General features: G+C 74.9%; 12 protein-coding genes. 3 read left to right on the top strand and 9 right to left on the bottom strand.

The window, feature by feature from the left end; all coding sequences use genetic code 11:
* Positions 1-20: 20 nt before the first annotated feature.
* The 4 genes from ACIBW6_RS08450 to ACIBW6_RS08435 form a co-directional block, all read right to left on the bottom strand.
* The gene (locus tag ACIBW6_RS08450; RefSeq protein ID WP_399058068.1) at positions 21-851 is read right to left on the bottom strand and encodes a chitosanase; all 831 of its coding nucleotides are present in this window, start codon (positions 849-851) and stop codon (positions 21-23) included.
* Positions 852-1,083: 232 nt separating this feature from the next.
* Complete coding sequence (locus ACIBW6_RS08445; RefSeq protein WP_399058066.1) at positions 1,084-3,273, bottom strand: alpha-N-acetylglucosaminidase; 2,190 nt, start codon at positions 3,271-3,273, stop codon at positions 1,084-1,086.
* Between the two features lie 247 nt (positions 3,274-3,520).
* Positions 3,521-4,168, bottom strand: a complete 648-nt coding sequence (locus ACIBW6_RS08440; RefSeq protein ID WP_399058064.1) for a hypothetical protein — start codon at positions 4,166-4,168, stop codon at positions 3,521-3,523.
* Positions 4,169-4,256: 88 nt separating this feature from the next.
* Positions 4,257-4,859, bottom strand: a complete 603-nt coding sequence (locus ACIBW6_RS08435) for a histidine phosphatase family protein (RefSeq protein WP_399058062.1) — start codon at positions 4,857-4,859, stop codon at positions 4,257-4,259.
* A gap of 216 nt (positions 4,860-5,075) precedes the next feature.
* On the opposite strand from ACIBW6_RS08435, the gene ACIBW6_RS08430 reads away from it, so the two are divergent.
* A complete protein-coding gene (locus ACIBW6_RS08430) occupies positions 5,076-7,916 on the top strand; it encodes a DEAD/DEAH box helicase (RefSeq protein WP_399058060.1) in 2,841 nt (946 codons plus the stop codon).
* Positions 7,913-9,223 (top strand): SWIM zinc finger family protein, encoded by a 1,311-nt coding sequence (locus ACIBW6_RS08425; protein ID WP_399058058.1) that lies wholly within the window; start codon positions 7,913-7,915, stop codon positions 9,221-9,223. Before ACIBW6_RS08430 ends, ACIBW6_RS08425 begins: the two co-directional genes overlap by 4 nt.
* 7 nt (positions 9,224-9,230) lie before the next feature.
* Here the strand turns inward: ACIBW6_RS08425 and ACIBW6_RS08420 are convergent, their stop codons facing one another.
* From ACIBW6_RS08420 to ACIBW6_RS08410, 3 genes are read right to left on the bottom strand one after another with little or no spacing between them, the layout of a single operon-like run.
* Positions 9,231-9,689: a hypothetical protein gene (locus ACIBW6_RS08420; RefSeq protein WP_399058056.1), complete on the bottom strand. Its 459-nt coding sequence runs from the start codon at positions 9,687-9,689 to the stop codon at positions 9,231-9,233.
* Positions 9,690-10,316 (bottom strand): peptidase, encoded by a 627-nt coding sequence (locus tag ACIBW6_RS08415; protein WP_399058054.1) that lies wholly within the window; start codon positions 10,314-10,316, stop codon positions 9,690-9,692.
* A gap of 33 nt (positions 10,317-10,349) precedes the next feature.
* Positions 10,350-11,558, bottom strand: coding sequence for a pyridoxal phosphate-dependent aminotransferase (locus ACIBW6_RS08410; protein WP_399058052.1), 1,209 nt, complete (start codon positions 11,556-11,558; stop codon positions 10,350-10,352).
* 118 nt (positions 11,559-11,676) lie between these two features.
* Between ACIBW6_RS08410 and ACIBW6_RS08405 the strand changes: the two genes are divergently transcribed.
* Positions 11,677-12,318 (top strand): winged helix-turn-helix transcriptional regulator, encoded by a 642-nt coding sequence (locus ACIBW6_RS08405; RefSeq protein ID WP_399058050.1) that lies wholly within the window; start codon positions 11,677-11,679, stop codon positions 12,316-12,318.
* Positions 12,319-12,553: 235 nt separating this feature from the next.
* Here ACIBW6_RS08405 and ACIBW6_RS08400 read toward each other — a convergent pair whose 3' ends face one another.
* The gene (locus ACIBW6_RS08400) at positions 12,554-13,294 is read right to left on the bottom strand and encodes a hypothetical protein (RefSeq protein ID WP_399058048.1); all 741 of its coding nucleotides are present in this window, start codon (positions 13,292-13,294) and stop codon (positions 12,554-12,556) included.
* Entirely contained in the window at positions 13,294-14,595 is a 1,302-nt protein-coding gene (locus ACIBW6_RS08395; RefSeq protein WP_399058046.1) for a VWA domain-containing protein, read from the bottom strand. The genes ACIBW6_RS08400 and ACIBW6_RS08395 overlap by 1 nt, the downstream gene beginning before the upstream one ends.
* Positions 14,596-14,631: the final 36 nt, after the last annotated feature.

The raw sequence follows: 14,631 nt of genomic DNA, 5'->3' as shown, positions 1-14,631 counted from the left end.
CCGCCGCACGGGGTTCCGGCTCACCCGATGTGGTAGCTGTCCCCGTAGACCTTCCAGTCCAGCGGCGGGTTCAGGTTCAGGTTGCCCGCCTTCAGGAAGACGCGCTGCGCGGTGTCGACGCGGCTGGTGTCGCTGTGGGCCTCCTCCTGGCGCATGGCCCACACCCGCGCGTCCAGGAAGGCGTTGAGCCAGGTGACCTCGGAGCCGCCCTGGGCGGGCGGCTTCGCCTTGCCGAGCGCGCGCTTGCGGATGCCGCGGAAGCTGGTGGGGTCGGAGCCGTCGCCGTGCATCACGATCGCGTCGTAGTACGTGAACTGGCCGAGCGTGCCGACGCCGTCGGCCTTGCCCTGGCTGACCGCCGGGTTGAAGTAGACGCGGTCGCGCTCGTCGTTCTGCGCCTGCTGGAAGACGGAGTCCTGCGCCGCCTTCGCCCAGTCGCGCGGGTAGTTGGGGTCGAGCCCGGCGTGCGAGTCGCTGCCGTCGACGTCGCGCAGAGCGGGCAGGTACTTCGCGAGGACGTTGCCGGGCTTGCGCTGGGTGTACAGCTCGACGAGGTCGAGCATGTCGTGGGTGCCGGAGCAGAAGCCGATGATCCCGGCGGTGTAGCCGCGGCCGTCACCGATGTCCTCGATGTAGCCGTACTGGGCCTTCCAGTCGAGCGAGGAGTTCTCCGCGCTCGACACCAGCTTCATGGCGATCTCCTTCTTCGCCGGGTCGTCGAGCCCGCTCGCGGCCGAGGCGGCGGGCGCGGCGCCGGCGAGCTGGGCGGAGAGCAGGGGCGCCGCGACGACGGAGGCGCCGAGGAAGGCGAGGAGGCTGCGACGGGAGGGGTGTATGCGGGGGGTGGACACGGTTCCTCCAAAGGGGAGTTCGTCGTTCCGCCGGCGGAGAGGTCACGCCGTCGACTGTTAGGAAGGTTTCCTACCAGAAATTGCGGATGACGTATACCCGTCAAGTCGCCTTGGTGGACGCGGTGTTGGACGCTTGGGGAAACGATTCGCCACAAGAGGTGCCGAAACGATTCCCTGGGACGCGCGGCGACGGCCCCGGGCGAGCGGGACGACGGCCCCGGACGGGCGGCCCTCAGGCTCCGTTCAGGTGGGCGCGGACCTGGACCGCGACGGCGTACGTGTCTCCGGTGGGGCGGGTGCGCAGTTCGCCCGGGTCGCGGACCCAGGCGTCCTCCAGGGCGAACCAGTCCGTCGGACGCGGCGCCCGGCCCGCGTCGAGAGCGGCGCGCAGTTCCGCGAAGTACGTCGCCCAGCGGGTGCGGTAGAGCCCGCCGACGAGCCCGGCCCACTCCCGGTTCGCGTAGTCGTGCAACCCCGCGTCGGCCCCCGCGCGCGTCCCCCACGACGTCACCAGGGACAGCTGGTCGTACGCCAGCCGGTCGCGCTCCGCCTCGCTCGCGCCCCAGGCCCGCGCGTCCGCCACCCAGCGGCCCAGCAGATGGCCGGCGTCGGTCGCCAGCAGCCGCTCCAGCAGATCCATCGCGGTGAGCCACTCACCGCTCAGCCCGTCGAGACCGGCCGCGTCCTTGGACTCGTACGCCTCCTTGATGCGGGGGAGGAGGGCGCGGCTGCGGTTGGAGAGGGCCTGGCGCGCCACGTCGAGGAGGTCGCGACGGTACGCCGACGAGGTGCGCAGCGCCGGACGCACGGCCAGCAGGTGGTCGAGGGCCGACTCGAACTCGGCCGCGTCGTAGCGCAGTTGCTTCGGCGACCAGGAGGCCGCGGACCGGGCCGTCAGGGCGGGCCGCGCCCCGAACAGGCCGTCCGCGCCCTCGCCCCAGCCGTCCTCGCGGGTCGTGCCGTACGCGGTGCGCCGCAGGACCTCCCAGGCCGCCACGGCCTCGGGATCGCGCCCGCCGTACCGCGCGACGGACCACTCCTCGAACCACTCCGCCAGGTCCAACTCTCCTGTCCGCCACGCGAGTTCGGCGAAGAGGTCGAACGCCGCCGGGTTGTTGTCGGCGGCCTCCGGCATGAGCGCGGTGCCGCGCAGCGCTCCGCCCCGCCGCGTCCGCCACTGCTCGTAGAGCCGGGCCCAGTCCGGGGTGTTGGCGCCCAGCGTCGTATGGCCGCCGAAGTTCCAGATGGAGCCGAAGGCGTACGGGGTGCCGTCCCAGTCCGCGTCACGGTCCGTCACCGTCGGGTAGTGGTCCGAGATGCCGTCGACGACGAGCATGCGGGTCTTGTCGACGGCGTCCACGATCGCCTTCGGCGGGTTGCGGCGCCAGCCCAGGATCACCCACAGCGCCTGCGGGTGCGCCGCGCGCAGCGCCCTCTCGACGCCGCGCGCCGCGTCGGGGACCGGCACGTCACCCGCCTTGCCGCCCTCGTGCAGCAGATCCATCTTGAACAGCTCCGCCGGGCCGAACATCTCCGCCTGCGTCCGGTAGAACTCGGCCGCCACCCGGGCGAAGTGCGGGCCGCGCGGATCGAGCCAGTCCGGCCGCCGGTACCCGTACCACTCACCCTGCGTCACCACGTGCGCGCCGGCGTTGCGGTCCGCGAACCCCGGCGGCACCGTGCCGAAGTAGCCGGGCAGGACCGGCTTCATCCCCAGCTCCCTGACCCGGTCGGCGATCCGGCGCCCGAGGCGGGCGCGCCGCGCGAGCAGGCCGGCCGGCACCGGGCCGCCCACCGGGCCCGCCATGTTCTGCAGCAGCCACCACGGCTGGTGCCCGGGGGCCGGGATCCACTCGCGCAGCTCCTCCTCGCCGTAGCCGAAGCGGCGCAGCACCCGGTGGTACAGCGCGTCCGCGCCGGTGTACACGAGCACCTCGTTGAACCCGTGCAGGGCGAGCACGTCCAGCTCCCGCTCCCAGTACGCCCAGTCGTGGTACGCCCCCGTGTACCCGTCGTTGGTGTCGTTCAGGACGAAGCGGTGCGGCACGTGCGCGCTGCCGGTGAGCGGGTGCGGCGGGGCGGGCAGCCGCTCGGGCAGGTTCAGCTGCTCGCCCGCCCAGGAGATGTTGGCGTGTGCCACGTGCTTCAAGTAGTGGCGCAGACCCATGAGTTGAACGGCGGGGGAGCTGCCCGCGATCCGTACGCGGCCGGGCTCCCCGTCCACCCGGAAACGCTCGCCCGCGTCCGGCAGCGGCGTGAAGACCAGCTGCTCCGCGTGGCGGCCGAGCAGACGGCGCGCGGCGGCCGCCGCGGCGTCCGGGGCGGGCGGGGCGGCGTCCTCCCGCCCGGCGGCGGCGTCCGCGCAGGACACCAGCGCCGATCCGGTGAGCGCGGTCAGGAACGTACGGCGGGCCAAGGGCATGGTGAGTGCATACCCTCTCCCGCGACGCGGCGCGTGACGCCGCGCGGACGGGAGGGGGTGGCCCACGTGAACGGCGGGTGGCTGGACCCGGCCGCCGGGTCGGCCGGGGCGCCGAACGGGTGCCGCCCGTCCGGTCGGGCGGAGGGGCGGGTGGCGTGCCCGCCCGCCGGGCACCGGTCGGGCGACGCGGCTGGTCGCCCGACGCCTGACACCCGATCCGCGCAGGCCGGATCGGCGGGTCGTGGTGCTACGCCCGTCTCGGTGAGGCCAACAGGTAGCGGTCGCCGCGCGGCCTCGCGTGCTCGCTGACCTGCCAGCCCGCCTGCCGGAGCGCCGTCGCGCAGGCCGTGCGGGCCGTGGGGTCCGGGTCGTGGACCGCGACCGCCTCGGGCTGCGGGGTCTCGGTCACGCGGTACCCGGGCTCCGTCGTGCTCGCGGGCGGGCAGCCCGCGGCCTCCAGGGCGAGCGCCGCCGCGTGCGCGAGACGGCCGCGCTCCCAGGCGCAGGGCCGGTCGGTCGCGCCGTCCGGCGAGGTCATGCGGCGTATCTCCAGCAGCCCCTGCCACGCCGTACGGACCTCACGGGTCCTGGCCGGGGAGGAGACGGGCCCCGGCTCGCCGCCGAGCCGCGCGGTGAACACACCCGTGGAGGAGGGCGCCGAGGGCGGCGGGGGTACCACCCCGCCCGGTGCCGGTGCGGCGGCTTCCGGCGGCGCCTCGCGGACGCGGTGCCCGGCCGGGGTCAGGAAGTGCTCGTGCGGCGGCCGCGGATGGCGGAACGCCAGCTTCAGCGCGACGAGCCGCGCCAGCTGGGCGGCGCCGCCGCTGATCCGGCCCGTCTGCGGGTCGGCGGCGTCGATGATGCGCCGCTGCGCGGCGGTCGGCGGTCGGGTCATGGCGCACCTCCTGCCGACGATGGTGCACGACGCCACTGACAACGCGGCCCGGCCGCCGAACCGCCCGAGCGCCGCAGGCCGGTCGGCGTCAGCCGCTCGACGGACGCAGGTTCCAGCCGGAGACCACCGGCCGGCCGTGCTCCGTGCTGAGCCGGCTCACCGTGCCGGTCGCCAGCAGGAAGTGCGAGCCGCCCGACGGCGGCAGGCCGAGGCGGCGGGCGGTGAGCACCCGCAGGAAGTGGCTGTGCGAGACGAGGACGACGCTGCCCTCGTTGTTGGCGAGCGCCGCGTCGACCTTGTCGAGCATCCGGTCGGCCCGCTCGCCCACCTCCTCCGGGGTCTCGCCCGGATGCTCGGGCGGCCCGGGCGGCACCCCGTCGTCGAAGAGGTACCAGTTCGGGCGGGTGCGCTGGATCTCCCGCGTCGTCACGCCCTCGTAGGCGCCGTAGTCCCACTCCCGCAGGTCGGGATCGACGGTGAAGCGGTGCAGACCGGCCAGCTCGGCGGTCTCCCGGGCCCGGCCGAGCGGGCTCACGAAGACGGCACCGACGTGGTAGCTGCCGACGAGGGGCGCGACCCTGCGCGCCTCCTCGCGGCCGTTCTCGGTCAGCGGGATGTCGGTGAGGCCGGTGTGCTGACCGGTCAGCGCCCATTCGGTCTCACCGTGCCGGACGAGGAGCAGATCACCCACGGTTCACGCCTGTTCTGAGGTCGGTACGGGACGGGAACATTGTGGAACGAACGGTACACGGGGCTCCCCGCCCCGACCCCGCCGACCTGCGCCGCAGCCGTCCGCGGGGCCCGCGCGGCGCCCCGCGGACCGGGGATTGTCGGACCCGGCCCGTAAGGTTCGAGGCGGTCCCACCGAGTCCGGGCCGAGCGAGCGCAGAGGGGAGGTGTCACGAGCGTGCCGGAGCTGTCCGGTGTCGTCCTCGGCGCCGCCGCCGTCTTCCTGCCCGCCGCCCTGCCGCGAGAGGGCAAGATCGCGTTCTGGGCGCCGGACGGCGCGGCCCTGCCCGGCGCCGACGCGACGCTGACGGTCGTGCGCCCGCACGGCACGGGCGTGCGCAGCCGCGAGGTGCCCGCGTTCGTGCTGCCGGTCGCCGGGGCGCTGCCGCTGCTCGTCCGGGCCCGCCGCACCCCCGGCGCCCACCCCGCCGCGGCCGCCTGGGGCGCCGCCGCCGTGCACGCCCTGCACCTGGTGGCCCGCGGCCGGCTGCTGCCCGGCCTCACCGCCGACGACCTCGACGCGTGGCGGGCCGGCCCGCTGGACGCCGACGACGTCGCCCAGGTGCGGGCTGTCGCCGCCGCCCTGCCCGTCGAGGGGTACGCGACCCCGGTCCCCGGCAGCCGCCCGCTCCGGCTGCCCGAGCCGGGGGCCCTGGTCCGCGCCTTCCTGGACGCGGTGGCCGACACCCTGCCCCGCACCCCGGCCGCGGCCCACGCGGCGGGCGCCCCGTTCGCCGCCGTCGCCCCCCAGCACCTCCCGCACGCGCGCCCCTGGGCCGTCGAGGCGGCGGCCGGGCTCGACACGGGGGTGCGGGTCTCCCTGCGGCTCGACCTCGCGCAGCAGCTGCTCTTCGACGCCGCCGAGCAGAGCGGGGCGGCCGACGACCCGGGCACGCGCCGCGCCGGTGCCGCCGTCGTCCAGGTCCACAGCCTCGCCGACCCCACGCGCGTGGTGGACGCCGCGCACCTGTGGGCCGGTGACGCCTCCGACCACTTCGGGCCGCGCGCCCGGATCGACGCGATCCTCGCCGTGCGCCGCGCCGTCGTCGCCTGGCCGCCGCTCGGCCGCCTCCTGGAGCAGGACGTGCCGGACGTGCTCGCGCTCTCCGAGGCCGAGCTGACCGACCTGCTCGGGCCGGGCGCGGCCCGCCTCGCCGCGGCCGGCGTCACCGTGCACTGGCCGCGGGAGCTGGCCCGCTCGCTCACCGCGACGGCCGTCGTGCGCGCGCAGGCCGCCCCCGGCTCCGCCACCGACGGCACCACGTTCTTCGACAGCGACGAACTACTCAAGTTCAACTGGCAGCTGGCGCTCGACGGGGACCCGCTGACCGAGCACGAGATGGATCGGCTCGCCGAATCGCACCGCGCCGTGGTCCGGCTGCGCGACCAGTGGGTCGTCGTCGACCCCGACCTCGTCCGCAAGGCGCGCAAGCGGGAGCTGGGCCTGCTCCAGCCGGCCGACGCGCTGGCCGTCGCGCTCACCGGGGAGGCCGACGTCGACGGGGAGCGCGTCGCGGCCGTGCCCAGCGGCCGCCTCGCCGAGCTGCGCGACCGGCTCACCCGCGGCATCGACACCGTGGAGCCCCCCGCCGGCCTGCACGCCACGCTCCGCGACTACCAGCTGCGCGGACTGGCCTGGCTCGACCTCATGACGTCGCTGGGGCTCGGCGGCTGCCTCGCCGACGACATGGGGCTCGGCAAGACGGTCACCCTCATCGCCCTGCACCTGCGCAGGAACCGCCCGGCGCCCACCCTGGTCGTCTGCCCCGCCTCCCTGCTGGGGAACTGGCAGCGGGAGATCGGCCGGTTCGCCCCCGGCGTCCCCGTCCGCCGCTTCCACGGCGCCGACCGCACCCTGCACGGCGACGACGGCGGCTTCGTCCTCACCACGTACGGCACGCTGCGCAGCCGCGCCGCCGAACTCGCGGGCACGGCCTGGGGCTTGGTCGTCGCCGACGAGGCGCAGCACGTGAAGAACCCGAACTCGGCGACGGCGAAGGCCCTGCGCACCATCGACGCCCCCGCGCGCGTGGCGCTCACCGGCACCCCTGTCGAGAACAACCTGTCCGAGCTGTGGGCCCTGCTCGACTGGACGACACCCGGCCTGCTGGGCCCGCTGAAGGCCTTCCGCGCCCGGCACGCGCGGGCCGTGGAGGGCGAGGGGCCGCTGCACGATCCCGAGGCGACCGAGCGCCTCGCCCGCCTGGTGCGCCCCTTCATCCTGCGCCGCAAGAAGTCCGACCCGGGCATCGTGCCCGAGCTGCCGCCCAAGACGGAGTCCGACCACCCGGCGCCCCTCACCCGGGAGCAGGCGTCGCTCTACGAGGCAGTGGTGCGCGAGTCCATGGCGGTCATCGAGGCCGCCGAGGGCATCGGGCGCCGGGGGCTCGTCATGAAGCTGCTCACCTCGCTCAAGCAGATCTGCAACCACCCCGCGCAGTACCTGAAGGAAGGCGAGGCCGAGGGCGGGCGGGTGCGGCTCGCGGGCCGCTCGGGCAAGCTCGCCCTCCTCGACGAGCTGCTCGACACCATCGTCGCCGAGCAGAACTCGGTCCTCGTCTTCACCCAGTACGTGTCGATGGCCCGGCTCCTCGCCACCCATCTGGCGACCCGCTCCATCCCCACGCAGTTGCTGCACGGCGGCACCCCGGTCGCCGAGCGCGAGCGCATGGTGGACCGCTTCCAGGCCGGCGAGGTCCCCGTCTTCCTGCTGTCCCTGAAGGCCGCGGGCACCGGCCTGAACCTCACGCGCGCGGGCCATGTCGTCCACTTCGACCGCTGGTGGAACCCGGCGGTCGAGGAGCAGGCCACGGACCGCGCGTACCGCATCGGCCAGACCCAGCCCGTCCAGGTGCACCGCCTCATCACCGAGGGCACGGTCGAGGACAAGATCGCCGGACTGCTCGCGGCGAAGCGGGCCCTGGCCGACGCCGTGCTCGGCTCCGGCGAGGCGGCGCTCACCGAGCTGACCGACCGGGAGCTGACCGACCTGGTCTCCCTGCGCAGGGAGCCGGCATGAGCCCTGCCCGTGGCGGACCGCACGCCGCGCACGTCCCGGGGCGGGCCGGCGCCACCGAGCGGGCACAGGCCCGGCACACCGACACCCGCCGCACGTTCCCGCCGCTGCTGCCGCGCGCCGCCCCGGGCGTCGGCGCCGCCCTGACCTGGTGGGGGAACGCCTGGGTGGAGGCCCTGGAGGACACCGCCCTCGACCCGGCCCGCCTCGCGCGCGGCCGGGCCTACGCCGACCGCGGCCACGTCGACGCCATCACCGTCACGCCGGGCCGCGTCACCGCGTACGTGCACGGCTCGCGGCCCCGCCCCTACCGCGCGGACCTGCGGCTGCGCACCCTCTCGGAAGAGGAGTGGGAGCACTTCGCGGAGACGGCCGCGGCCCGCCCCGAGCACCTGGCGTCCCTGCTCGACAAGGACGTGCCGCACGCGCTCGCCGCCGCCGTCGACCTGCTGCCCGCGGTCGACGACCTCGTCCCCGACTGCACCTGCCCGGACCGTGCGGACCCGTGCAAGCACGCCGCGGCGCTCTGCTACCAGACGGCGCGGCTCGTCGACGAGGACCCCTTCGTCCTGTTCCTGCTGCGCGGGCGCGGCGAGCAGGAGCTGTTGGCCGCCCTCACCCGGCGCAACGCGGCGCACACCGCGCGGGAGCGGACCACCGCCGCGGCGCCCGGCCTCGACGCGGTCACCGCGCGGGACGCGTTCGCCCGGACCGGTCGACTGCCGCAGCTGCCACCGGAGTTCGCGCCGCCCGCCCACCCCGGGCGCCCGCCGTCCTACCCCCAGGCCCCCGGCGCCCCCGACCCGCTCGCCCTCGACCTGCTGGCCACGGAGGCGGGGATGCGCGCGCACGCCCTGCTGACCACGGGAGCCGACCCGACCGGCGGCCTCACCCCCTGGCAGGACGCCGTGCGGCTGGCCGCCGCCCACCCCGGCTCGGGCCTCACCGCCGCCACCCGCGCGCTCTACGCCTCCCTGGCCCGCGGCACCGGCCGCACCCCCGCCGACCTCGCCCGCGCGGTCGCGGCCTGGCGGCAGGGCGCCCTCGCGGGACTCGCCGTCCTGGAAGAGGAGTGGGACCCCCCGGCCGGCCCCTTCGACCGCGCCCGCCCGGCCCTTCTCGCCACCGGCCACCCGGAGTTCCGCCCCCGCCGCAACCACCTGTCGACGGCCTCCGTGCAGCTGCGCCTCGGCCGCGACGGCTGGTGGTACGGGTACGAGTCGGACCCGGGCCGCGAGGACTGGTGGCCCCGGGGCGAGCCGGGCCCCGACCCCGTCACGGCCCTGTCCTCCGTGCTCGGCGACGGCTGACCGCCCGCTACTGCACGCTCGGCGCCGCCGCCTCCACGAAGGCCGTCAGGGCTTGCTTGCAGCGCTGCGAGCGCCGGTCGCGGTCCTGCTCGTCCACCGCCTCGTGCAGGCAGTTGGCCGACTCGAAGGCGGCCTCGGCCAGCTGCCGCAACCGCGGCACGTCACACACCAGTTGCACCATCGCCAGCGCCTGCCGCGCGGCGATACGCGCCTCGTACGAGGCGAACCGCGCCGACTCCGCCTCGCGCGTGCCGGGTTGTTCCTGAGCGCGGAACCAGCGGTCGTTCTGGCTGCGCCGGTAGTCGAAGAGCGCGCTCGCGAAGCCGCTGTAACTCGCGATGCGTTCCTGGCGCAGCTGCTCCGCGCGGGCCAGCTCGGCGCCGCGCACCGTCGCCCGCCCCTGGAAGTAGTGCGTGACGACCGAGCCGAGCAGGGTGCCGAGCACCGCGATGAGCGCCGCGTCCACCTACGCCCCCGCGGCCGGCGCCAGCGACAGGCCCCGGCCCGCGAAGTACGCGCCGAACCGCCGTACCGGCAGCTCCGCCGTGCGCGTCGATGCGTCCGTGCCCGACGGGTTGTGGAAGTGGAGGCCAAGACCGTCCGGGGTGCGCGAGGTGACCAGGACGAGGTGGCCGCCGCGCCCGGGCGCCGGCTCGTCGGGGCGGCGGATCGCGTAGTGCACGGAGGCGATGACGAGCCGCCCCGCGTCGAGCAGCTCCCCGATCCCGCCGGTCGTCAGCTCGCGGTGCACCTCCGCGTCGACGCCGTGCGCCTCGCGCAGGTACGCGGCGGCGGGGGCGTAGATCATCCCGTGGATCTCGCCGTCGGCGTCCACGGTGTAGGCGCCGGACTTCAGGGCGCCGTCCCGCAGTTCGAAGAGCGAGGGCGCTGCGTCACCGAGGGCCATGCGCAGGCAGGTGGCGCCGCACAGGTGCCCGCACCAGCGCGCGTAATCCTCCACCGTCGCCGCGCCCGACGCGCGCCAGGCCGGGTCCCGCGACCGGTCGAAGCGGCCCGAGACGATCGCGCCGACCAGCTCCGGCGAGGCGAACTGGGTGTGGCTCGGATACGCGCAGCTGGCGCAGGCGCTCACGGACTCTCCTGTCGGGCCGGCGGGGCGTCCGCCTCACTGCCGGTAGCCGCTCAGGAAGCGGCCGATGCGGCTGATGGCGGCGTCGAGATCGTCAGCGTACGGGAGGGTGAGGATGCGGAAGTGGTCGGGCCGGGGCCAGTTGAAGCCGGTGCCCTGTACGACCTGGATCTTCTCGCGCAGCAGCAGGTCGAGGACGAACTTCTCGTCGTCGGCGATCGGGTGGACCTTCGGGTCGATGCGCGGGAAGGCGTACAGGGCGCCCTTCGGTTTGACGCAGCTGACGCCGGGGATCTCGTTCAGCTTCTCCCACGCCTTGTCGCGCTGTTCGTGCAACCGGCCGCCGGGACGGGTGAGTTCGCGGATCGACTGGCGGCCGCCGAGGGCGGCCTGGATGGCGTACTGCGCGGGCGCGTTCGGGCACAGCCGCATGGAGGCGAGCATCGTCAGCCCCTCCAGGTAGCTCTTCGCGTGCTGCTGCGGGCCCGTCACCACCAGCCAGCCGGAGCGGAAGCCCGCGACGCGGTACGTCTTGGAGAGGCCGCAGAAGGTGAGGACGACGAGGTCGGGGGCGAGGGCGGCGGCGCTGTGGTGGACCGCGTCGTCGTAGAGGATCTGGTCGTAGATCTCGTCGGCGAAGACCATCAGGCCGTGCCGGCGCGCGAGGTCGAGGACGCCCTCGACGACCTCCTTCGGGTAGACGGCGCCCGTGGGGTTGTTCGGGTTGATGATCACGACGGCCCGGGTGCGGTCGGTGATCTTCGCCGCCATGTCCTGGAGGTCCGGGTACCAGTCCGACTGCTCGTCGCAGAGGTAGTGCACGGCCTTGCCGCCGGAGAGCGTGGTGACGGCCGTCCACAGGGGGAAGTCGGGGGCGGGGATCAGGACTTCGTCGCCGTCCTCCAGCAGCGCCTGCACCGCCATCGTGACGAGTTCGGAGACGCCGTTGCCGAGGAAGACGTCGTCCACGCCGACGTCCAGGCCGAGGCTCTGATAGCGCTGGGCGACCGCGCGCCGGGCGGAGAGGATGCCGCGCGAGTCCGTGTAGCCGTGGGCCTGCGGGAGCATCCGGATCATGTCCTGGACGATCTCCTCCGGCGCCTCGAAGCCGAAGAGCGCGGGGTTGCCCGTGTTCAGGCGCAGGACGCTGTGGCCCGCCTCCTCCAGGGCGTTCGCGTGCGCGATCACCGGGCCGCGGATCTCGTAGCAGACCTCGCTCAGCTTGCTCGACTGCCGGAACTCCATGCGCGTGCCCTCCAGGCGGACCAGGTGACGTGGTGCGGTGCGTACTCCGTGACTCTTGTTACTTGGTTTTACCAAGTGGGAGCTTGGAAAGTCCAACGGATTGCATAGACTGCCCGTCATGCCACGCCGAAGCTACGACCAGTACTGCGCCGCCGCCCGCGCCCTCGACGCCGTCGGGGACCGCTGGACGCTCCTGATCGTCCGCGAACTCCTCGGGGGGCCGCGCCGCTACACCGACCTCCACGCCGACCTGCCCGGGGTCAGCACGGACATGCTGGCCACGCGGCTCAAGGACATGGAGCGGGACGGCCTCGTCGCGCGGCGCAGGCTGGCGGCCCCCGCGTCCGTCTCCGTGTACGAACTCACGCCGCGCGGCCGGGAGTTGCTGCCCGTGCTCCAGGCGCTGGGGGAGTGGGGCGCGCCCGCGCTCGGGGAGCGGCGGCCCACGGACGCGGTGCGGGCGCACTGGCTGGCCCTGCCGGTGCTGCGCGAGCTGGCGGAACTCGGCGAAGCCGGGGTGCTCGAAGTCCGCCTCGACGAGGGCGAGTTCTACGTGTTGGTAGGTGAGGAGGCCCCCCGGTACGGGGACGGGCGCTACGAGGGCGAGCCCGATGCGCGGGTGACGCTCGACGCGGAGGTGGGGGGTGCGGTGGCGCGGGGCGAGCTGGGCTTCGTGGCGGCGGTGCGCGCGGGCCACGCCCAGCTGACCGGAACCGGCTCCCTGGCCAATGCGCTCACGTCAAGCCCCTTGGGCGATTGAGGAGCGTCAGGTCGCGTTCGCGGGTGCGCGTGCGTCGTGGCTGGGCGCGCAGTTCCCCGCGCCCCTGGAGGGCGAGCCCCGCCGCTGCTCAGGGCATATCAAGCCCCTCCGGCGATTGAGGAGCGGGGTCCGGGGCGGAGCCCCGTGGGCCGCGCGCCGAAGGGGCTCCGCGCCCCTGGCGGGGTACGCCCGACGCCGTCACAGGCGTGGGCGTACCCCGGGTTCCTGGGAGCCGCTAGACCGTCGGAGACGCGCGGCGGGTCAGGGTGTAACCGCCGATCCCCGCCAGCGCGGCGAGCACCGCCCCCAGCCCCGTCCACACCCACCGGCTGCTCCACCAGCCGGAGGCCCAGTCGTGGTCGTCCGTGGTGCCGGCCGTCCCCGGCACCAGCGGCGCGGAGAGCGAGCCGTCGACCGCCGCCGCGCCCCCCATGTCCTTGGAGGCGGCCTCCACCGACGCCGAGACCGGCAGCCCGAGATCGGCCCCGGCCAGCCCGGTCACCGTCAGCCGGACGTAGTACGTGCCGGGCAGCGGGTCGTTCCCCCACGGCTCGTCCCAGGCCCGCACCGTACGCAGCGTGCACGCGAGCCCGACGCGCGCGGCATCGGCGGCGACCGTGCGGGCCTGCGTCCCGTACATGCAGGACTGACGGCGGCGCAGCCCGTCGTACACGTCGATCCGCCAGGTCTGGGCGCCGTGCCGGGCCTGCGCCCCGGGCAGTTCGACCGTGGCCCGCACCGTCGGCCGCTGCCCCTGGTCGGCCGGGAACGCCCAGTACAGGTAGTCGCCGGTCGAGGCGCTCGCCGTCGCCTTCTGCCCCTGCTCGACCGCCGTGGCGGTCCGGAACGACGTACCCGCCTCGGTCGGCGCCTTGCGCGCACCGTCGTCATTGTCGGCGGCGGCGGGCCAGCCGGCCGCCGTCAACGTCGTCAGGGCCAGCACCACACCCGCGAAGAACAGCCTTGTGCGTCGCATCAGTTGGTCCTCCATACCGTCACGCGCCAGCGCGAGATCCAGCCCCACAGCACGCCCGCGAGGAAGCCCACCACGACGAGCGCGGCCAGCAGCCACCAGCCGTGGCCGAGCCCGAACGCCGCCACGTCGGACGCCGCGCCGGGACCGTCCACCACGTCGACGGTCAGCTCGACGGGCAGGCCCGGGGTGGCCTTCACCGAGGCGGGCGCGGAGTAGGAGTTGGAGACCTGCAGGCAGACCGTCTCGGCCTGCGCCCCGTCCGCACCGTCACCGTCACCGTCCCCGTCGGCCTCGGGCTTCGGATAGCGCAGCCCGGTCGAGATGACGTCGGTGCGCCCGTCCCCGGCCTCCTGGCCGCGTACGATCTCGCGGCCGTGCGTGGTGACGGCGCGCAACAGGACGCCGTAGTCACGGTCGACGGCACGGTCGGCCGCGACGCTCACCGAGGCCCGCAGCTCCTTGCCCGGCTCCACGTCCACGCGGTAGTACCGGTGCTCGCCGAACTTCTCCCGGTCCGTGTAGAGCCCCGGCTTCAGCGCGGGCGCGGCCGCGCACCGCGCGGCCCCCTCGACGGCGACGGGCGTGACCACGGGATCGGCCGCCCGGTCGACCAACTGGCCGACACGGTCGGTGAGTTCCTCCTTGTGCCGGACCGAGGTGTACGTGCCGCCGGTGGCGTCGGCGATGCAGGACAGCTGCGCGCGGGTCTTGGCGTCCGCCACCAGGCCGAGCGTGTCGATGGTGAGGCCGATGCCCTTGGCGGCGATCTCGCGCGCCACCTCGCACGGGTCGAGGGGCTGGCAGGTGTCCTCGCCGTCGCTGATCAGGACGATGCGGCGGGTGCCGCCGCTCTCGCCGGTGTCCAGGTCCCCGGCGGCCTTCAGCAGGGCCGGGCCGATCGGGGTCCAGCCGGTGGGGCTGAGCGTCGCGACGGCCGTCTTCGCGTCGGTGCGGTCCAACGGGCCGACGGGGTAGAGCTGTTCGGTGTCCTTGCAGCCCGTCTTGCGGTCGTCACCCGGGTAGTTGGCGCCCAGCGTGCGTATGCCGAGCTGCACCTCCTCGGGTGTGGCGTCGAGGACCTCGTTGAACGCCTGCTTCGCCGCGGCCATCCGGGAGTCGCCGTCGATGTCGCGGGCGCGCATGGATCCGCTGACGTCCAGGACGAGTTCGACCTTGGGGGCGGGCTTGTCCCCGGCGGGCTCGTCGGCGGCGACCGCGCTCCCGGCCGGTACGAGGCCGCCCAGGGCCAGGGCGGCGAGCAGGGCGCCCGCGCCCGCCGCCAGCCGTTGTCTAGTGATCATCGGCGGATCTTATGGATCACAGAGGGGACATGCCAA

This window comes from Streptomyces sp. NPDC049813 (assembly GCF_044465085.1).
Taxonomy (GTDB): domain Bacteria; phylum Actinomycetota; class Actinomycetes; order Streptomycetales; family Streptomycetaceae; genus Streptomyces.
This window is presented reverse-complemented; position numbering and strand designations above follow the sequence as displayed.